This window comes from Sphingomonas yunnanensis (genome assembly GCF_019898765.1).
Lineage (GTDB): Bacteria > Pseudomonadota > Alphaproteobacteria > Sphingomonadales > Sphingomonadaceae > Sphingomonas > Sphingomonas yunnanensis.
The window spans coordinates 75,667-93,366 of record NZ_JAIOKB010000005.1 but is presented as its reverse complement, the minus strand read 5'-3'; the positions used below and the strand labels follow the sequence as shown (position 1 = coordinate 93,366).

Annotated in this window: 18 protein-coding genes; 9 read left to right on the top strand and 9 right to left on the bottom strand. The window is 73.3% G+C overall.

The window, feature by feature from the left end:
* Position 1 precedes the first annotated feature (1 nt).
* Positions 2-1,384: a methyl-accepting chemotaxis protein gene (locus K7957_RS14430; RefSeq protein ID WP_223012695.1), complete on the top strand. Its 1,383-nt coding sequence runs from the start codon at positions 2-4 to the stop codon at positions 1,382-1,384.
* An 82-nt stretch (positions 1,385-1,466) separates the two neighbouring features.
* Here the strand turns inward: K7957_RS14430 and K7957_RS14425 are convergent, their stop codons facing one another.
* The 6 genes from K7957_RS14425 to K7957_RS14400 form a co-directional block, all read right to left on the bottom strand.
* Positions 1,467-2,540 (bottom strand): GGDEF domain-containing protein, encoded by a 1,074-nt coding sequence (locus tag K7957_RS14425; RefSeq protein ID WP_223012694.1) that lies wholly within the window; start codon positions 2,538-2,540, stop codon positions 1,467-1,469.
* 4 nt (positions 2,541-2,544) lie between these two features.
* Positions 2,545-3,792, bottom strand: coding sequence for an HD-GYP domain-containing protein (locus tag K7957_RS14420; protein ID WP_223012693.1), 1,248 nt, complete (start codon positions 3,790-3,792; stop codon positions 2,545-2,547).
* A 239-nt stretch (positions 3,793-4,031) separates the two neighbouring features.
* On the bottom strand, positions 4,032-4,424 hold the full coding sequence (locus tag K7957_RS14415; protein WP_223012692.1) for an acyl-CoA thioesterase: 393 nt from the start codon (positions 4,422-4,424) through the stop codon (positions 4,032-4,034).
* Positions 4,421-4,984 carry a DedA family protein gene (locus tag K7957_RS14410; RefSeq protein ID WP_223012691.1) on the bottom strand — a complete coding sequence of 188 codons (564 nt, stop codon included), beginning with the start codon at positions 4,982-4,984 and terminating at the stop codon, positions 4,421-4,423. The genes K7957_RS14415 and K7957_RS14410 overlap by 4 nt, the downstream gene beginning before the upstream one ends.
* A 22-nt stretch (positions 4,985-5,006) precedes the next feature.
* On the bottom strand, positions 5,007-7,064 hold the full coding sequence (locus tag K7957_RS14405) for a S9 family peptidase (protein WP_223012690.1): 2,058 nt from the start codon (positions 7,062-7,064) through the stop codon (positions 5,007-5,009).
* A gap of 79 nt (positions 7,065-7,143) precedes the next feature.
* A complete protein-coding gene (locus tag K7957_RS14400) occupies positions 7,144-8,784 on the bottom strand; it encodes a tetratricopeptide repeat-containing sulfotransferase family protein (RefSeq protein ID WP_223012689.1) in 1,641 nt (546 codons plus the stop codon).
* Positions 8,785-8,840: 56 nt separating this feature from the next.
* On the opposite strand from K7957_RS14400, the gene K7957_RS14395 reads away from it, so the two are divergent.
* The gene (locus K7957_RS14395; RefSeq protein ID WP_223012688.1) at positions 8,841-9,098 is read left to right on the top strand and encodes a hypothetical protein; all 258 of its coding nucleotides are present in this window, start codon (positions 8,841-8,843) and stop codon (positions 9,096-9,098) included.
* A 4-nt stretch (positions 9,099-9,102) separates the two neighbouring features.
* On the opposite strand, the gene K7957_RS14390 is transcribed toward K7957_RS14395, so the two are convergent.
* The gene (locus K7957_RS14390; RefSeq protein ID WP_246617116.1) at positions 9,103-10,185 is read right to left on the bottom strand and encodes a hypothetical protein; all 1,083 of its coding nucleotides are present in this window, start codon (positions 10,183-10,185) and stop codon (positions 9,103-9,105) included.
* Positions 10,186-10,192: 7 nt separating this feature from the next.
* Between K7957_RS14390 and K7957_RS14385 the strand changes: the two genes are divergently transcribed.
* The 6 genes from K7957_RS14385 to K7957_RS14360 all read left to right on the top strand — a co-directional run bounded on the left by K7957_RS14385 (position 10,193) and on the right by K7957_RS14360 (position 15,554).
* Complete coding sequence (locus K7957_RS14385) at positions 10,193-11,485, top strand: aspartyl/asparaginyl beta-hydroxylase domain-containing protein (RefSeq protein WP_223012687.1); 1,293 nt, start codon at positions 10,193-10,195, stop codon at positions 11,483-11,485.
* 153 nt (positions 11,486-11,638) lie between these two features.
* A complete protein-coding gene (locus K7957_RS14380; protein WP_223012686.1) occupies positions 11,639-12,364 on the top strand; it encodes an alpha/beta hydrolase in 726 nt (241 codons plus the stop codon).
* Positions 12,361-13,098: a tetratricopeptide repeat protein gene (locus K7957_RS14375; RefSeq protein ID WP_223012685.1), complete on the top strand. Its 738-nt coding sequence runs from the start codon at positions 12,361-12,363 to the stop codon at positions 13,096-13,098. The genes K7957_RS14380 and K7957_RS14375 overlap by 4 nt, the downstream gene beginning before the upstream one ends.
* Before the next feature lie 250 nt (positions 13,099-13,348).
* On the top strand, positions 13,349-13,801 hold the full coding sequence (locus K7957_RS14370) for a VOC family protein (RefSeq protein WP_223012684.1): 453 nt from the start codon (positions 13,349-13,351) through the stop codon (positions 13,799-13,801).
* Positions 13,801-14,520 (top strand): hydroxyacylglutathione hydrolase, encoded by a 720-nt coding sequence (gene gloB, locus K7957_RS14365; RefSeq protein ID WP_223012683.1) that lies wholly within the window; start codon positions 13,801-13,803, stop codon positions 14,518-14,520. Before K7957_RS14370 ends, gloB begins: the two co-directional genes overlap by 1 nt.
* A 236-nt stretch (positions 14,521-14,756) precedes the next feature.
* Entirely contained in the window at positions 14,757-15,554 is a 798-nt protein-coding gene (locus tag K7957_RS14360) for a SirB1 family protein (protein ID WP_223012682.1), read from the top strand.
* Between the two features lie 47 nt (positions 15,555-15,601).
* Here the strand turns inward: K7957_RS14360 and dapF are convergent, their stop codons facing one another.
* On the bottom strand, positions 15,602-16,543 hold the full coding sequence (dapF, locus tag K7957_RS14355; protein WP_223012681.1) for a diaminopimelate epimerase: 942 nt from the start codon (positions 16,541-16,543) through the stop codon (positions 15,602-15,604).
* Between the two features lie 44 nt (positions 16,544-16,587).
* Entirely contained in the window at positions 16,588-17,058 is a 471-nt protein-coding gene (locus K7957_RS14350) for a DUF6456 domain-containing protein (protein WP_223012680.1), read from the bottom strand.
* A 115-nt stretch (positions 17,059-17,173) separates the two neighbouring features.
* Here K7957_RS14350 and K7957_RS14345 point away from each other — a divergent pair, with 115 nt between their 5' ends.
* Entirely contained in the window at positions 17,174-17,698 is a 525-nt protein-coding gene (locus tag K7957_RS14345; RefSeq protein WP_223012679.1) for a LuxR C-terminal-related transcriptional regulator, read from the top strand.
* Positions 17,699-17,700 lie beyond the last annotated feature (2 nt).

Sequence of the window (17,700 nt, the reverse complement as noted above, 5' to 3'; positions counted from 1 at the left end):
GTTGACGCTGGATCAGACGATTGCCGAGGCGGCCCGCCGGTCGGGTGAGCTGGGACTGCGCACGCTCGACCTACAGGCCGACATCGCCGAGCTCTCTACCCGGGTCACCGCCCAGGCCGGCACGATCGAGCAGATCGGGCGGCAGACCGGGCAACTCGCCGACGACATCGACGAGGTCGCCGCCGCGGCGCGTAGCGCGCGCGAGCATACCGCGGGCGCGCACGCGGTGCTGGCCGACTCGCACGTCCAGGTCGAGGCGGCGACCAGCGACGTGGTCGAGCTGATCACCCAGGTCAGCCGCATCCACGAGAGCATCGGCGGCTTCACCGCGGCGCTGGAGGAGGTCGCGCGGGTCACCGCGACGATCGACGCCATCGCCAAGCAGACCAACCTGCTCGCGCTCAACGCCACGATCGAGGCGGCGCGCGCCGGCGAGGCGGGACGCGGCTTCGCGGTAGTGGCCGGCGAGGTCAAGAAGCTCGCCTCCGAGACCGCGGTCGCCACGGCGCGGATCACCGGCTCGATCGACACGCTCACCACCCAGGCCGATTCGATGCTCGGCAAGGTCGACGCCGGCGTCGCCACCGCGCGCTCGGCGCACCGCGGCACCCGCGACATCGAGGCGCTGGTGGCGCGGCTGCGCGGGCTGATGGACGGGCTGACGCGGTCGAGCGAGGGGGTCGCCGACCGGATCGGCTCGATGGTCCACGCCGTCGGCGAGGTCGAGGGCGGGCTAGGCGAGCTGACGCGCACCTCAGCGGACAATGCGCAGGGGCTCCAGCGCCTCTCCCGGCGCGTCACCAGCGTGAGCGACGACACCAACGACCTGCTCCAGCGGCTCGCCGAGAGTGACGCCGACATGCCCGACCGCCCGTACATCCGCTTCGCGCTGGAGGCGGCGCGCCAGGTCTCGGCCGGGCTCGCGCGCGCGGCGAGCACGGGCGAGATCAGCCGGGAGGCGATCCTCAGTGAGCGCTACGCCCCCGTGCCCGACACCGATCCCGCGCTGTTCACCCACCCGGCGATGGCGCTGATCACCGCGCTGGCGCGCCCGCACCAGGAATCGGCGCGCGCGCTGCCGGGCTTCTTCGGGATGAGCTTCACCGATCGCAACTGCTTCGGCGCGGTGGCGATGCCCGAGCGCTCGCTGCCGCAGCGCCCGGGCGATCGCCAGTGGAACAGCGAGCACTCGCGCGCGGGAGTGTTCTTCCACTTCCCCGACACCGCGGTGCAGGTGAAGATCACGCAGCCCTTCTGCCTCAAGGCCTACCGCCGCCCGCTCGCCAGCGGCGGGGTGATGCTGCTCAAGCAGGTGATCGCCTCGATCAGCGTCGACGGCGTACACTGGGGCGTGCTCCAGCTGGCGTATGAGAATCAGGGGTGATGAGGTGAGATAGAAAGGGCGGTCATCCTACCCTTCTGACCCAGTCGGGTAGGAGGGGCGAACGTGACGCAGCGTGCTGCCCCTAGCCCGCACAGACCCTGTTCTTCCCCGCGTGCTTCGCCGCGTAGAGCGCGAGATCGGCCTCGGCCAGCGCCGCCGCCCCGCCCTCATCGCCCATCGGCGCGACCCCCGCCGAGAAGGTGACGCGGTCGAACGCCAGCCCGGTCTCCTGGTTGACCAGCGAGCGCGCCGACAGCCGCTCGCGCGCGGCATCGAGCCGCGCGGTCGCGGCGCGCGTGTCGGCGCGGCGGAACAGGCAGGCGAACTCCTCGCCGCCGTGACGCGCCACCAGCACGTCGCCGCCGAGCTCGCGCTCGAGGAAGCCGGCGACGAAGCGTAGCACGCGGTCGCCGGCGGCATGACCGAAGCGGTCGTTGACCTGCTTGAAGTCGTCGATATCGCACAGCGCCACGGCCGCGGGCGCGTCGTTGGCGTCGAGCGCGCGAAGCGCCGCCTCCAGCGCGCGTCGGTTCGGCAGGCCCGTCAGATGGTCGCGCTCGGCGACGCGGCGCGCCTGGCGCAGGTCGCGGCGCAGCGCGTCGGCCTCGCGCCGCGTGCGCTCGAGCTGTGCCTCGGCCAGCCGCGTCGCGGTGACGGCGTCCTGGGTGAGCGCGGCGATCCGCGCGATCGTCGCGGCGGGATCCTCGTCGAGCCGCGCCGCCTCGCCCTCGAGCGCGCTGCCGAACTGCTCGGCGGTGCGGCGCGACTGGCCCGCGGCGCCGAGCAGTTCGGTGATGCGCGCCTCCAGCGTCTCGGCGATGCGAGCGAGCGTGTCGGGGCCGAGCTCGGTAGTCTCCTGCCCGACGGCGATGCGGGCGGCGACGGCCTCGCTCAGCGTCCCCGTGGCACGCAGCGCCTCCGCCACCGCGACGCTGGTGGCGACGTCCTCGCCCGACAGATAGGAGTGGACCAGCCCGTAGTTGCGCGGCGAGGGCGCGAGCCGGCTGGCGAACAGCAGCTCGCCGATCGAGTCGAACAGCCGGCGTCGCGCGGCGAGCCGCTCGTCGAGCCGCTGGGCGCGGCGCGCGGGCGAGAGCCAGTCGAGCATGCGCCGCAACTGTGCGGGCGCCGCGGCGGCTTCGGGGCGGGTCGGCATCGCCTCAGGCCCCTGCCGCACGAGCGATCGGCGCCGCATCGTCGCGGTCGACCGCCAGCAGCGCGGCGCGCATCCCGTCCCACGACATGCCGAACCAATAGGCGCCGCGCTCGCCGCCCAGGATCGGGTCGCCCGCGGCGTCGGTGGCGACGTCGGTCAGCGGCAGGCGCGCCTGGCTCGGGATGTCGAAGAAGGCCCGCACCGGCGGCGCGGTCGGGTCGTCGGCGCCGGTGCCGAGCACCAGCGCGAGCCGGTTCGACCGCAGCCGCACCAGCGCGCCGGGGGGATGGATGCCGATATGGTCGATGAAGGCGGCGAGCAGCTCCGGGTCGAAATGGCCGTGCCACGACTGCATCCGGGCGAGCGCCTCGCCCGGCGCCCAGGGGCGCTTGTACGGGCGCTGCGAGGTGACCGCGTCATAGACGTCGCACACCGCGCTCATCCGCGCCGCGAGGCTGAGCCGCTCGCCGGCCAGGCCGAAGGGATAACCGCGGCCATCGACTCGCTCGTGGTGATGCAGGCAGACGTCGCGCACCACCTCGGGCACGTCGCCGCCCAGCAGCAGCGCGTGGCCCTTCTCGGGATGGTGCCGCACCAGCGCCAGCTCGGCGGGGTCGAGGCTGCCGGCCTTCTCGAGCACCGCGCTCGGCACCGCCATCTTGCCGATGTCGTGGAGCAGGCCGGCGAGGCCGAGGTCGCTCACGTCCGCCTCCGGGAGGCCGAGGTGGCGCGCGAAGCCGATCAGCAGCGCGCCGACCGCGACCGAGTGGAGCCAGGTATATTCGTCCTTGCTGCGCAGCCGCGTGACGGTGAGCAGCGCGCGCTGGTCGCGCGCGACCGACTCGGTGATCGAATCGACCAGCGGGGCGAGCGCGCCGTGATCGATCGCGTGACCCATGCGCGCGTCGGCGAACATGCGCAGCATCGCCGCGCGCGACTGCTCCACCACCGCGCGGGCGCGATCGAGCTCGTTGGCGGCGCGTCGGCGGGTGCGCGACGGCGGCGTGGCAGAGATCGGAGCGGCGATCTCGACCGCTGCTGCGACGGAGAGCGGCGGCGACGCGGGCGCGAGCGGGCCGACCCCCTTGCCGGTGTCGATCACGATCTCGCCGATGCCGGCCTCGACCAGCTTGGCGACGTCGCGCGCGCTGGCGAGCACGAGGTGCTTGCGCCAGAACGGGCTCGCCATCCAGCCGCCCTCGACCGCGTGGACGTACATCCCGGGTCGCGCCGCGCTCGTCTTGATCGTCACCAGCACCGCCCGACCAGCCCCCTGTCCCCGGCGAATCCATTGTCTGGCGGTATGCTTGAGCGACGTTAATTTGGGTTTAGCGGTAGCAGAAGATCCTCCCCGGCACGGGGAGGGGGGCCGCGCCCGCCGGGCGGGGTGGAAGGGGGGCTATCCGCACACGCATCGTGTCATCCGCGGAAGCCCCCTCCACCATGCTGTGCATGGTCCCCCTCCCCGCCATGCGGGGAGGATCTGAGGTGCTAGTTCACGAACGGCGCGGCGATCTCCGGTCGGATACGGAGCAGCCGCCCGGTCGCGCGGTCAAGCAGCGCCCAGGTCGTCACGCCCTCGACGCGCACGCGACCGTCGCTGCCGAGGAAGCGGAAGTGACGGTCGAAGCGCGCCCCCCGCGGCGCACCCGGCACCCAGGTCTCGCCCGTCACCGTCTCGCCCGCGACGACGTTGCCGCGATAGTCGATCTCGTGGCGGGTCACGACCCAGACATGGGCGGCCTGCTGCTCCGCCGGCGCCACCGCGGCCCAGTGCGCCACCGCCAGGTCCTGGATCCAGCGTACCCACACCGCATTGTTGACGTGGCCGAGCTCGTCGATGTCCTCGGGCCGGGCGGTGACCTCGCGGCGGAACGGCGTCATGCCCGACGGCTCCTGATGCGGTGGATCAGCGCGACCGCCACTCCCGCAGCGACCACGCTGCCCGCCAGCCACCACAGACGCGAGTCATGCCGCAGCCGCCCGACTGCCGCCTCGAACGTATCGCCGAAGACGAAGCCGATCGCGGTGAAGGTGATCGCCCACAGCATCGCCGACACCGCGTTGACCGCGGCGTACAGCCGCGGGCTGATCCCGGCGGTGCCGATCGCGATCGGGCTGATCGTGCGCAGCCCATAGAGGAAGCGGAACACGAAGATGAAGCCGATCGGGTGCCGCTCCAGCGCGGCCATTGCCCTGGCGAAGGCGGGGCGCGCGCGCGCGGCGGCGACCCAGCGGTGGTCGCGGAAGCGCCGGCCGGCGTAGAAATAGGCCTGGTCGGCGGTGAAGGAGCCCGCCGCCGCCGCCGCCATCGCGCCGGCGAGCGGGAACATGTCCTGGTGCGCCAGCAGCCCGCCCGCGATCACCGCGGCCTCGCCCTCCAACGCGGCGCCGGCGAACACTGCCGCCAGCCCATATTGCTCGACGATCGCCTCGATCGTCACGAGACGTGGTGCCGGTCGCGCCTCATGACTCGACCCCGAGCTGCCACAGCACGAAGGCATGCTCCTCGGCGGCCTCGCGCAGGCTCTCGAACCGGCCCGACTTGCCGCCGTGACCAGCGCCCATGTTGGTCTTGAGCAGCAGCAGGTTGTCGTCGGTCTTGGTGGCGCGCAGCCTCGCCGCCCATTTGGCGGGCTCCCAGTAGGTCACGCGCGGGTCGTTGAGCCCGCCCGAGATGAACAGCGGCGGATAGGCCTGGGCGCGGACGTTGTCGTAGGGGCTGTAGCCGCGGATCAGGTGGAAGGCGTCCGCGTCCTCGATCGGATTGCCCCACTCGGGCCATTCCCCCGGGGTGAGCGGCAGCGTCTCGTCGAGCATCGTGTTGAGCACGTCGACGAACGGGACATCCGCGATCACCGCGCCCCACAGCCCCGGGTCGGAATTGACCACCGCGCCCATCAGCTCGCCGCCCGCCGAGCGCCCGGCGATCGCGATCCGGCCCTCGCTGGTCCACCCGCCCGCGACCAGCCCGCGCGCGACATCGACGAAGTCGGTGAACGTGTTGGCGCGCTTCTCGAGCTTGCCGTCGTGATACCATTGCTGGCCGAGATCGTCGCCGCCGCGGATATGCGCGATGGCGTAGGCGAAGCCGCGGTCGAGCAGCGACAGCCGCCCGGTCGAGAAGCCCGGCGGGATGGCGTGGCCGTAGGCGCCATAGGCGTAGAGGAACAGCGGCCGCGAGCCGTCGCGGGGGAAGTCGCGCGGGTAGACGATCGAGACCGGCACCTCGGTGCCGTCGCGCGCGACGATCTTGAGCCGCTCGGTGGCGTAACGCTCACCGTCATAGCCCGAGGGGATCTCCTGCACCTTGAGCACGGTCAGCCCGCCGCTCGCGACGTCATAGTCGTAGACCGTGCCGGGCGTGACCATCGACTCATAGCCGAGCCGCAGCACCTGCGTGTCATGTTCGGGATTGTCGCCGATGCCGGCGGTGTAGCTCGCCTCGGGGAAGGAGATGCGGCGCGGTGCGGCGGCGGGGTCATAGGAATGGATCTCGATCTGGTCGAGCCCGTCCTCGCGCCCCTCGACGACGAGATAGTCGCGGAAGCAATCCACCCCGGTCATGTAGAAGTGCGGGCTCGGCGCGATCCGCTCGGTCCACTCGCCCGGCGCGGCGATCGGCGCGGTGACGAGCCGCCACATCGGGTCGGTGTCGTTGGTGTGGATGAACAACGTGTCGCCGTGCGAGTCGACGTCATATTCGCGCCCTTCCTGCCGCGGCGCGACCAGGATCGGCGCGGCGAAGGGATCGGTCGCGGGGAGCAGCCGCGCCTCGCTGGTGACATGGTCGCCGGTCGAGATCACGATCCAGCGGCGGTCGCTCGTCTCGCCCACCGCGACGCGATAGCCCTCGTCGTCCTCGTGGTAGAGCTCGACGTCCTCCTTCGGGTCGGTGCCGAGCCGGTGAAAGCGCGCGTTGTCCGTACGCCACTCCTTGTTGGCGAGCCCGTAGAGGAAGCCGCTGTCGTCGGCGCTCCACACGATGTCGGAGAGCATGCCGGGGATCGTGTCGGGCAGCAGCGCGCCGCTGGCCAGGTCCTTGACGTGGATCGTGAACCGCTCCGAGCCATTGTCGTCGATCGCATAGGCGAGCAGGCGCGCGTCGTTCGAGACGGCGAAGGCGCCGAGGCGGAAATATTCCTTGCCCTCGGCCAGCGCGGGCTCGTCGAGCAGCAGCTCGTCGGCACCGCCGGCGACCGGCCTGCGCCACCATTTGCGATACTGGCCGCCGGTCTCGAACGCGGTCCAATAGACATAGTCGCCGTCCTTCTGGGGAACGCTCGACTCATCCTCCTTGATGCGCGCCTTCATCTCCTCGTAGAGCCGGTCGACCAGCCCCTGATGCGGCGCCATCTGCGCCTCGAAATAGGCGTTCTCGGCCTCGAGATAGGCGAGGACCTCGGCGTCCGTCACCTCCGGGTAGTTGGGATCCTTGAGCCAGGCATAGGGGTCCTCGACGGTGACGCCGTGGCGCGTGAAGGTATGCGCGCGCGTCGCGGCGACCGGGGGAGTGAGCGTCATCGCCCGTTACCTAGGGTGTGCGCGGGAGAGCGGCAACGGGTAGCGGTTCACCGCCCCCCGGCGCCCGGAAGGAGCGCGCTCAGTCCGCGAAGCCGAACCGCTCCACCCAGGGCCGCAGGATCGGCAGCACCGGGGCGAGCTGCTCGGCGTAGCGGCGCCACTGGCCACGTCCGTCGAACAGACCGCGGCGTACCTGGGTGGCGCTCGCGGTGCGCACGCCGCGACGCTGCGCGGTGCGGTCGAAGCGTTCGAAATCATCGGTCCAAGGCAGGCCGATGACGTCCGCCATGGCGCGTACCGTCGGCGCGAAGTCGGTCACCAGCTGGTCGTAGCGCACCTCGTGGAAGGCCAGCGGCAGCGTCGCGCGCGCGCGCTCGGTCAGCGACATCAGCGCGTCATAGTGGCGCGCGGTCTCCTCCAGGTCGCTGAAGGCCCAGGCCGCGGGGCTGGGGGTGAAGTTGATGCGGTAGCAGCTCAGGACGACGTCGCGTGGATCGCGCCGCATGATCAGCACGCGCGCCCGAGGGAAGAGCGCGGCGATGATCGGCAGTCGCGTGCCGTTGAGCGGGTTCATGTCGACGAAGGTGCCGGTCGTCGCCGCTCCCATCGCCGCCACGCGCCGCCAATAGTCGGCGCTGAGTCGCTCGCGCAGCGCCGGGTCCAGCGCGGCGAGATCGGACATCGCGCCATCGTTGCCGATCAGCGCGTCGTCGGCCGCGCCCAGCGTGTCGCGCTCCTCCAGCGCGGTCACCCCCGCGGCGCTCGCCAGCACGTTCTCCACCAGCGTCGTGCCCGAGCGGGGGTAGCCGAGCAGGAAGACGTGGGTAGCGGCGGCGCCGGGAACGTCGCCCGCGGCAGCCGGCGCGCGCGGCACGTCGAGCTGCGCCGCGATGCGCTCGACGAAGGTGCGATGCGACGGCCGCCCCGGCCCGGGTTCGAGCGCGTCGCGATAGACCTGGCGGAAGTTCGCCTGCGCGGCGCCGTAGCAGTCGAACGCCGCCGCGGTGCGGTCCTGCCGGTCGAGCGAGTCGCCCAGGAGCGTCAGCGTGCGCGTACGATCGTCACCGCGGACGCGATCGACCAGCGGGCGCAGCAGCGCCTCGGCCGCAGCGCCCTCGCGCGCCTCGATCGCGACGGTGGCGAGCGCGGCGCATGCGGCGGGCTCGTGCGGGTCGAGCGCGAGCGCGCGCGCGGCCTGGTCGCGCGCCTCCTCCGCCCGCCCGCGGCGCGCCGCGGCATCGGCGAGCCGCCCGTGCGCGGGCGCCAGCCTCGGATCGATCGCGAGCGCGCGGCGGTAGCTCTCGCCTGCCTCCTCCTCGCGCTTGAGTGAGTCGAGCGTGTAGCCGCGCTCGAGCCAGGCGGCCGCGTGCTGCGGCGCGGCGGCGACCACGCGGTCGAGCACCGCCAGCGCCTCGTCGTGGCGGCCCTCCTTGCGCAGCACCGCACCGATCGAGCCCGCGATCAGCACGTCGCCGGGCGCCAGCGCCAGCGCGCGCCGCAACAGCTCGTGCGCGCCGCGATAGTCGCCCGCCTCCTCGCGCCGCCACGCCGCGAGGTTCAGGAACATCGGGTCGCTCGCCCCCGCGGCGAGCGCGGCCTCCGCCAGCGCCGCGGCGCGCGGCACGTCGCCCGCGGCGAGCGCGCGCTCGATCGCCGCGCGCGCCGCCGCCCCGTCGCCGCGCCCCGCCCTGGTGCGCCGCCGCTCGACTCGGTTTGACATGGCTCGGCGCTCCGACATAGCCTCGTGGCTCAGCCGCATACGACAGGGCCATCATCATGCACAGTATCGCCGCGCTCACCCTTCTGCTCGCCGCCGTCGCGCCGGCCGATCAGGCAAAGACCAAGGATGCTGCGGAGCGCGCCGCCGACGCGCCCGACAAGGTCATCTGCAAGCGCTTCGCGAAGACGGGCTCGCTGATCGGCAATGAGCGGGTCTGCAAGACCAAGGCTGATTGGCAGCGCGACCGCGAGGAGCTGCGCACCACCGTCCGCTCCACGGGGTGTCAGACCACCACGCCGAGCGGCGTCTGCTGACCACTCAGCCGAGCAGCGGCGCGGGCGCCACCAGCGCGATGCCGAAGGTCGTCGCGACCTCCCCGGCCCAGCGCACCACCATTTCGATCTCGGGCGCGTGCAGCGTCGCCGCGTCGCGATGCTCGGCGGCGCGGGCGGTGGCATCGAAGGCGTTGCCGAACTTGGAGTGGCGCGTGAACGCCGGCCCCGCGACGATGGAGTCGAGCGCGGCATCGCTCAGCCCCAGCCGGTAGAGCGCCGCCAGCGCGGCCAGCGCCTCGCGCGGGCGCGCCATCAGCGTCGCGCTGTCGAGCGTGCGGATGCGCGCGGGACCGAAGCGCTCGACCAAGTCGGCGAACAGGCGGTGCTGGCCGAGCCAGCCCAGCGCGGCGACCTGCAGGTCGGTCAGCGCGAGCAGCTCGCGCGGCGCATAGCCGAAGCGCGCCAGCCCGTCGTCGAGCATGCCGATGAGGAGCGTGCGCACCCACAGCCGCCCCTCCAATTCCTTCTTCGCCACCGAGCCGAGGAAGGTCGCCAGCGGCGCGTAGAGCAGCAGCGCGGCGCTGTCGGGCCGTAGCGTCAGCAGCGCCGGGGCGAAGCCGTTGGCGATGGTCGACGGCTTGATCACCACCGCCTCGCCGGGGGCGAACGGCCGCGCCAGCAGCGCCAGCGTGTCGTCGAGCACCGCGGCGAGATCCGGGCCCGGCTCGCCGCGGCGACGCCACCCGATCAGGTCGTTGAGCACCGCTGGCTCCTTGAGCCCCATCGCCGCGCCGGGATGATCCATCGCGCGCGCCAGCAGCGTCGAGCAGCAGAAGGCGGAGTGGAAGATCCAGTGCAGCGGCGCCGGCGCGGGCGCGGCGGCGCGCGCCTCGGCGCGGCGCACCACCAGCGGCGGCGCGGCATCGGCGGGCAGATACTCGTCGGTCAGGAAGGTGGCGGCGCGGTGCGTCTCGCGCGGCACGCGGCGGAGATGGAAAGCGTCGTGTCCCGGGTCGTAGCGATGCGCCAGCCACGTCGCGTCGAGCAGGGAGTCAGGGGCCGCCGCCATCGCCCTGCTGTGCGCCGGCACGCGCGCGATTGTCCAGACCGCGCGATCGGTTATCATCCATGTTATGACCTCCGGCCGATCCCAGCAACAGCTCGCCGCCGCGCTCGCGGCGCGCAACGCCGGCCGCCGCGACGAGGCGGTGCGGCTGTTCCACGCCGCGGTCGCGGACGGCGTCGAGCACCCGGTCGCCTTCAACGCGCTCGGCGTCGACTCGCTCGCGCGCGGCGCCTTCGCCGATGCGGCGGACTGGTTCACGCGCGCGATCGCCGCCGATCCGGCCGCGCCCGACCTGTGGATGAACCTGGCGCGCGCGCACCGCTCGCGCGACGACGCCGCGGCCGAGCGCGCCGCGCTGGAGGGCGCGCTCGCGATCGATCAGCGTCACTTCATGGCGCTCGTCAGGCTCGCCGAGTGGCACGAGCGCGCGGGCGAGCGCGACGAGGCGGCGGAGCGTTGGGGCAATGTGCTGACGATGGCGGCGCTGCTCGACGAGCGTTCGCCCGCGATCGAGACGATGCTCGAGCACGCGCGCGCCCATGTCGCGGCGCAGCGCGCCGGCTTCGCGGCCGCGGTGGACGCCGCGCTGGCGCCGGCGCGCGCCGCGCTCGCGCCCGCCGCGCGGCGGCGCGTCGACGCCTGCGTCGACCACGCGCTCGGCCGGCGCCAGATCTACGCCAATCACTGCGCCGGGCTGCACGTCCCCTTCCTCCCCGCCGACGAGTTCTTCGCGCGCGAGCTCTTCCCCTGGTTCGACCGGCTCGAGGCCGAGACCGCGACGATCCGCGACGAGCTGCTCCGCGTGCTGGCGGAGGATGGCGACGCGCTGCGGCCTTATGTGGCGATGAAGCCGGGAACGCCGCAGAACAAATGGTCCGCGCTCGACGGCTCGCTCGCCTGGGGGGCGCTCCATCTGTGGCGCGACGGCAGGCGCGACGATGCGGTCTGCTCGCGCGTGCCGCGCACCGCCGCCGCGGTGGAGGCGCTGCCGCTCTCCGATCTGCCGGGGCGGACACCGACGGTGTTCTTCTCGATCCTCGCGCCGGGCGCGCATCTGCCCGCGCACACGGGGGTGAGCAACGCGCGCGCGATCGTCCATCTGCCGCTGGTGGTGCCGCCCGACTGCGGCTTCCGGGTCGGCGGCGAGACGCGGCAATGGGACGAGGGACGCGCCTGGGCGTTCGACGACACGATCGAGCACGAGGCCTGGAACCGCTCCGACCGCCCCCGCGCGATCCTGATCCTCGACGCCTGGAACCCGCATCTCACCGCCGAGGAGCAGGCGATGCTGCGCCAGTTCTTCGCCGCCACCGCCGGCGCGCCCAGGGGCGAGATGGCGCGGCTGCGCGTCGGGGAGTAGCGCGCGCGCGGGTGCGGCGGGGGCCGGGCCTCAGGAGATAGGAGGTGAGGGACGCGCTGCCCGCCTCACCGAACGTCTTCCCCGCACCCACCCGCACGCGACCCGACTTCCCCCGCCTTCGCAAAGCCCTGCGCCGCGTCTAAGCCGGCGCGCATGAGCATCGTCACGACCGCGCCGAAGCGCCCGCGCCTCGCCTATCACCATCACGCCGGCACCGCGCCGACGGTGATCTTCCTGCCCGGCTATGCCTCCGACATGAGCGGCACCAAGGCGCTCGCGCTGGAGGCGTGGGCCAGGGCACGCGGCCAGGGCTTCCTGCGCTTCGACTATGGCGGCTGCGGCGCCTCGGAGGGCAGCTTCGAGGAGCAGTCGCTCGCCGACTGGCGCGACGACGCGGTGGCGATGATCGACCATGTCGAGGGGCCGGTGGTGCTGGTCGGCTCGTCGATGGGCGGCTGGGTGATGCTGCTCGCCGCGCTGGCGCGCCCCGCGCGAGTCGCCGCGCTGGTCGGCATCGCCGCCGCGCCTGACTTCACCGACTGGGGCTTCTCGCAGGACGAGAAGATGTACCTGCTCGAGCACGGCCGGCTTGAGCGCGCCAACCCTTATGGCCCGGCCCCGACCGTCTACACCCGCCGCTTCTGGCAGTCGGGCGAGGCCAGCCGGCTGATGTCGGGACCGATCGCCTTCGACGGGCCGGTGCGGCTGCTGCACGGCCAGACCGATCCCGACGTGCCGTGGCCTCGCTCGGCGCGGCTCGCCGAGCTGATCCGTTCGCCGCACGTTCAGACCTGGCTCGTCAAGGACGGCGACCACCGCCTGTCGCGCGAGGACGATCTCGCGCTGCTGATCCGTGCGGTGGAGGATGTGGTGCCATGATCCCGCTCGCCGCGCTGCTGCTCGCCGCCGCCGCCGCCCAAGCCGCGACTCCCGCGGGCGTGACCGGCAGCGACCCCGCGGCGGGCTGCGTCGCCGAGACGCGGAGCGACCCCGCGGCCGCCGAGGCGCGCGCGCGACGCGGCGGCACGGGGCTGCGCGCGTGCCTCGCGCTCGCGCTGGCGGCGCAGGACCGCTACACCGAGGCAGGCGCCGCCTTCGCCGAGGCCGCACGCGGCGCCGAGCTGGCGCACGACTCGCATGCGGCGGACTTTTGGGCGCAGGCGGGCAACGCCTGGCTCGCCGCGGGCGACGCCGCCAAGGCGCGCGGCGCGCTCGACGCCGCGCTGGCGGCCGGCACCTTGGTCGAGCTGCAGCGCGGTGAGGCGCATCTCGATCGCGCGCGCGCGTTGGTCGCACTGGGCGACACCGCGGGTGCGCGCACCGACCTCGACCAGGCGCTGGCGACCGCGGGCGAGGACCCGCTGGCGTGGCTGCTCTCGGCGACGCTGGCGCGGCGCGGCGGCGACCTCGGTCGCGCGCGCGCCGACATCGCCCAGGCGCTGCGCCGCTCCGCCGACGACGCCTCGGTCCAGCTCGAGGCCGGCAACATCGCCGCGGCGAGCGGCGACGCCGATCGCGCCAAGGCGGCGTGGCAGGAGGCGGCGCGGCTCGCGCCCGACTCGCCGGTGGGCCAGTCGGCGGCGCAGGCGCTGACGCAGTTCGGGGGGAAATAGGCGGAGCTACCGCCGCACGTCATCCACCTGTTTCCCCGCGAGCGCGGGAACCCAGGGTCAAGCAGGACCGGAGCGCGCGGTGGGCGGGGTCCTGGGCTCCCGCGTGCGCGGGAGTACGATGAGAGGCTGGCATAGCTCGCTGGGCCGGGGGTCTAGAAGTGAGCAACCAGTCTCGCCCTCGCTCATTCCACCGGGGTCGCGGTCGAGCACCCGCCACGGACCGCTGCCCTCGCGATAAACGGAAGGTAGAATGACTCAATATCTCCACACCATGATCCGCGTCAGCGACCCTGACGCGACCGTCGCCTTCTTCGCGCTGCTGGGCCTCGAGGAAGTGCGGCGGATGGACAATGAAGCCGGGCGCTTCACGCTGATCTTCCTCGCCGCCGAGGCCGACAGAGCGATCGGCGACCGTCGCGTCGAGGTCGAACTGACCTACAATTGGCCCCCCGCCGACGGCAGCGCGCCCGAGGCCTATGCCGGCGGGCGCAACTTCGGGCATCTCGCCTACCGGGTCGACGATATCTACGCGACCTGCCAGCGGTTCGCCGATGCCGGGGTGACGATCAACCGCCCGCCGCGCGACGGCCATATGGCCTTCGTGAAGACCCCCGACGGCATCTCGATCGAGCTGCTCCAGGCGCGCGCGCCGCTCGCCCCTGCCGAGCCCTGGGCGTCGATGCCCAACACGGGGACGTGGTGATGCTCGAGATCGTCCGCGTGCCCGTGCTGAAGGACAATTACAGCTGGCTGGTGCGCGCCGAGGACGGCGCCGCGGCGGTGGTCGACCCGGGCGAGGCGGCGGCGGTGCTCGACGCCGCCGCGGCGCGCGGCTGGGCGATCGAGCAGGTGTGGATCACGCACTGGCACCCCGATCACACCGGCGGCGTCGCGGCGGTGAAGGCGGCGACCGGCGCGACCGTTACCGGACCCGAGGCGGAGCGCGCCAAGATCGACCCGCTCGACCGCGGCGTGCGCGAGGGCGACTCGTTCACGCTCGGCCAGCATCGCGCCACCGTGCTGGAGGTGCCGGGCCATACCGCCGGGCATATCGCGCTTCATCTCGCCGAGGACGGCGTGATCTTCACCGGGGATACGTTGTTCGCGCTCGGCTGCGGCCGGCTGTTCGAGGGCGACGCGGCGCAGATGTACGCCAACATGCGCCGCTTCGCCGCGCTGCCCGACAACACCGCGGTCTATTGCGGCCACGAATATACGCAGAGCAACGGTCGCTTCGCGCTGACGGTCGAGCAGGACAATGAGGCGCTGGTGGCGCGCATGGCCGAGGTCGACCGCGCCCGCGCCGCGGGCGAGGCGACGGTGCCGACCACGATCGCCGCCGAGCGCGCGACCAACCCGTTCCTGCGCGCGCCGGACGTGGCGACGTTCGCGCGATGGCGCGCGGCGAAGGACTCGTTCTGAGGGGCTGCGACCTCATCCTCCCCGGCACGGGGAGGGGGACGATCGCGCAGCTTTGGTGGAGGGGGGCTGCCGCGCTCGAGCCCGGTGCGCATGCGGAGAGCCCCCTCCACCAGCACGACCTTCAAACGCGTCCGCGCTTTGGCGTGCCCCCGGCATGCCAAGATCGTGTCCCGCGGACACGATCTCGCCCGCACGCCCCCTCGCATGTCCGGCCACGCGCCCCCATCTCCCGCGATATGACCGACGACCTCCTTCGCCTCGGCCTGATCGACGAGGACGATATCGTGCTCGACGAGGCCGCGCTGCTGCTCGCCCTGCTCGACCACCCCGACGCCGACCCCTCTCCCGCGCAGGATCTGCTGGAGGCGATCGCGACCCGGCTCGACGTCACCGGCGCCGATGCCGAGACCTCGCTCGAGCGCGCCGACGCCCTCGCCGAGGTGTTCGCGGGCGAGTTCGGCTTCCTCGGCGATTCCGCCAGCTACGACGATCCCGCCAACGCCGACCTGCTCCAGGTGCTCGAGCGCCGCCGCGGGCTGCCGGTGAGCCTCTCGATCCTCTACGTCGCCGCCGCGCGTCGGCTCGGCTGGAGCGCCGACGTGCTCGACGTGCCCGGCCACGTGCTGGTGCTGATCGAGGCCGAGAGCGAGCCGGTGATCGTCGATCCCTTCGCGGGCGGCGCGCGCGTCGGGGCGGAGCGGCTGTCGGCGCTGCTCGAGGCGGCGCGGCCGGGGCGCGCGGTGACCCATGTCGCCGCCATGCCCAACCGCGCGGTGCTGGTGCGGCTGCTGCAGAACCAGGCGGCGCGCGCCGAACTCGCCGGCAAGGGCCGCCGTGCGCTCGAATTGTACCAACGCATGACGGTGTTCGCGCCCGACCAGCCGCACGGCTGGTGGGAGCGCGCGCGGCTCGAGCTGGTCGACGGTGACCATGAGAGCGCGCGCCGCAGCCTGGGCGCGATCCTCGAGATCACGCGCGACGCCGAGCTGCGCGGCAAGGTGACCGACCTGCTGGAGCAGCTCGGCGGCGAGTGAGGGCGGGACTCTGGCCCCGCTCCTGCCCTGCCCGCCTCCCACCCGACCTACGCCGCCCTGACCACGCGCGCCCAGGCGGCGATCTCGTCCGCATGGTGACGCTCCACCGCCAGCTCGCCCGCCACACCGCGCGCGGGATCGACCGAGACGCTGCCCTCCCACTCCCAGGTGGCGTTGCCGTGGAGCGTCACCATCGCGTCCGCACTGGCGCGCGCGCGCACCAGGCCACCGCGGTTGTACACCGTCAGCGCGCGATCGAACGCCACGCGCTGGGTGAGCCCGGCGGCGTAGGTCGAGGCCGCCATCGCGCTGCCGCAGCTGTCGGTCAGCCCGACGCCGCGCTCGAAGGTGCGGACGAACAGCCGATCCTCCCCGCGCACCTCGACGAAGGAGACGTTGGCGCGATGGGGCAGCCACGCCGGCGCCGCCTCGCATGCGCGCCCGACCGCGACCAGCTCGGCCTCGTCGACCGAGTCGACGAAGGCGACCAGATGCGGGTTGGGCATCGCCACCGCGGTGAAGGCGCGCGCGCTCGGCAGCGGCGGCACCGGCGCCTCGACGATCCGCGCCGGCGCGTCGCGCAGCGGCCAGGCGGCGGCGTCGAGCGAGGCCGGGCCCGCGGTCTCCGCCACGGTGTAGACGCCCGGCGCGAGCGCCTCCGCGCCCGCCACCTCGGCGTAGCTGGTCTTGAGCCGCACCGTGGCGCGCTCCAGCCCGAGCGCGGCGAAGCCGGCGCGCGCGACGCAGCGCAGCCCGTTGAGGCAGGTCTCGGCCTCGCTGCCGTCGCTGTTGAACATGCGCATGCCGAAGGCGGCGCGATCGTCGCCGCGGGTGAGCAGCAGCAGCCCGTCGCCGCCGACCGGGCCGGCGCGGTCGGCGAGCGCGCGCGCCACCCCCACCCAATCGGCGCCGTCGAGCGCGGCGTCGCGCGCGTCGATCAGCGGGAAGTCGTTGCCCGAGCCGTGGCATTTGACGAAGCGCAGCTGCATCGCGCCTATGTGTCCGCGCGCGGCGTGCGGGGCAAGGGGCGCGATCACGGCAGGCGGTAATGGTCCGCCAGCCGGTCGAGCGCGAGCGACAGCACCAGCCGGCCGCTGCGCGCCGGCCAGCCGAGCGCGCGCTCGCTGTCGGGCAGCGTCTCGCCCGCGCAGACCACGCGCCACAGCACGTCCGCCAGCCCGCGCCCCGCCGCGCCCACCGCGTCGTCGAAGCGGCGCTTGGCGGCGAGCTGCGCCTCGCCCGGATCGAGCGCGGTGCCGCGGCCGTGGTCGACGCGCGGCGCCCAGCGCATCGTCACCGACGGCGCGAGCCGCGCGCGCTCATAGTCCGCGCGCAGCCGCTCGCCCGCCTCGGCCTGGCGCGAGTCGACCAGGCCCCGCGCGGCGAGCCACGCCAGCGGCGACTCGCGCCGGTTGACCGTCACCGTGCGCCCGCGCCGCGCGCCGCGCACCACCGCGCCGCGGTTGCCGTTCGCGTCGATCACCTGCTCCACCAGCTCGCGCATGCGTCCTCCCTCGTCCATGATGTGGCGGCGGGGGTGGCGGATGTTGGACGATGTAGGACAGCGGCGAGGCCCGCGACGGCACGCGACGCCGATCTTGGTTGATGACTTGGATCGCATGCTATCCCATCTCGGGACCATGTCGCCGGATCGATTCGCCAAACTGACGACCCGGCAACGGGAGTGCCTGCGCCTCTACCACCAGCGCTATCGCGTGAAGGAGATCGCGCGCGCGCTCGCCATCTCCGAGAACACCGCCAGCGGCTATCTCACCGAGGCGACCGCGCTGCTCGGCGTCGGCGGCCGTCCCGCCGCCGCGGCCGCACTGGCCGCCCATGAGGCCGCCCACCCCGATGCGAGGGGTCGCTTCTCGGTGGGAGACCCCACCCCCCTGCCGGCCGCAGAGCCGTCGCTGCCGGGCGATGACGCTCCGGCACCGGCCGCCGCGGCCGGGACGGGAGCGCCCCCACACGCCCCCGCCGCGCCGTGGCTGCCGTTCCGCAAAGGGGATGGTAATGACCTCACTATCGCACAGCGCCTCTTCTGGCTCGGCGCCATCGTTTTCGGCCTCGTCACCGGCTTCGGTCTTTTCGCTCTCTTCGTCCGCACCCTCAGCGACGTCGTCGCGCAGCTCGCGCGGTGAGT

What these genes read in the sequence shown, in the direction of transcription:
- K7957_RS14345 (WP_223012679.1), top strand. Translation starts at nt 17,174, where the DNA reads ATGCTATCCCATCTCGGGACCATGTCGCCGGATCGATTCGCCAAACTG.
- gloB (WP_223012683.1), top strand. Translation starts at nt 13,801, where the DNA reads ATGCTCGAGATCGTCCGCGTGCCCGTGCTGAAGGACAATTACAGCTGG.
- K7957_RS14380 (WP_223012686.1), top strand. Translation starts at nt 11,639, where the DNA reads ATGAGCATCGTCACGACCGCGCCGAAGCGCCCGCGCCTCGCCTATCAC.
- K7957_RS14375 (WP_223012685.1), top strand. Translation starts at nt 12,361, where the DNA reads ATGATCCCGCTCGCCGCGCTGCTGCTCGCCGCCGCCGCCGCCCAAGCC.
- K7957_RS14425 (WP_223012694.1), bottom strand. Translation starts at nt 2,540, where the DNA reads ATGCCGACCCGCCCCGAAGCCGCCGCGGCGCCCGCACAGTTGCGGCGC.
- dapF (WP_223012681.1), bottom strand. Translation starts at nt 16,543, where the DNA reads ATGCAGCTGCGCTTCGTCAAATGCCACGGCTCGGGCAACGACTTCCCG.
- K7957_RS14395 (WP_223012688.1), top strand. Translation starts at nt 8,841, where the DNA reads ATGCACAGTATCGCCGCGCTCACCCTTCTGCTCGCCGCCGTCGCGCCG.
- K7957_RS14405 (WP_223012690.1), bottom strand. Translation starts at nt 7,064, where the DNA reads ATGACGCTCACTCCCCCGGTCGCCGCGACGCGCGCGCATACCTTCACG.
- K7957_RS14385 (WP_223012687.1), top strand. Translation starts at nt 10,193, where the DNA reads ATGACCTCCGGCCGATCCCAGCAACAGCTCGCCGCCGCGCTCGCGGCG.
- K7957_RS14400 (WP_223012689.1), bottom strand. Translation starts at nt 8,784, where the DNA reads ATGTCAAACCGAGTCGAGCGGCGGCGCACCAGGGCGGGGCGCGGCGAC.
- K7957_RS14390 (WP_246617116.1), bottom strand. Translation starts at nt 10,185, where the DNA reads ATGATAACCGATCGCGCGGTCTGGACAATCGCGCGCGTGCCGGCGCAC.
- K7957_RS14370 (WP_223012684.1), top strand. Translation starts at nt 13,349, where the DNA reads ATGACTCAATATCTCCACACCATGATCCGCGTCAGCGACCCTGACGCG.
- K7957_RS14350 (WP_223012680.1), bottom strand. Translation starts at nt 17,058, where the DNA reads ATGCGCGAGCTGGTGGAGCAGGTGATCGACGCGAACGGCAACCGCGGC.
- K7957_RS14360 (WP_223012682.1), top strand. Translation starts at nt 14,757, where the DNA reads ATGACCGACGACCTCCTTCGCCTCGGCCTGATCGACGAGGACGATATC.
- K7957_RS14415 (WP_223012692.1), bottom strand. Translation starts at nt 4,424, where the DNA reads ATGACGCCGTTCCGCCGCGAGGTCACCGCCCGGCCCGAGGACATCGAC.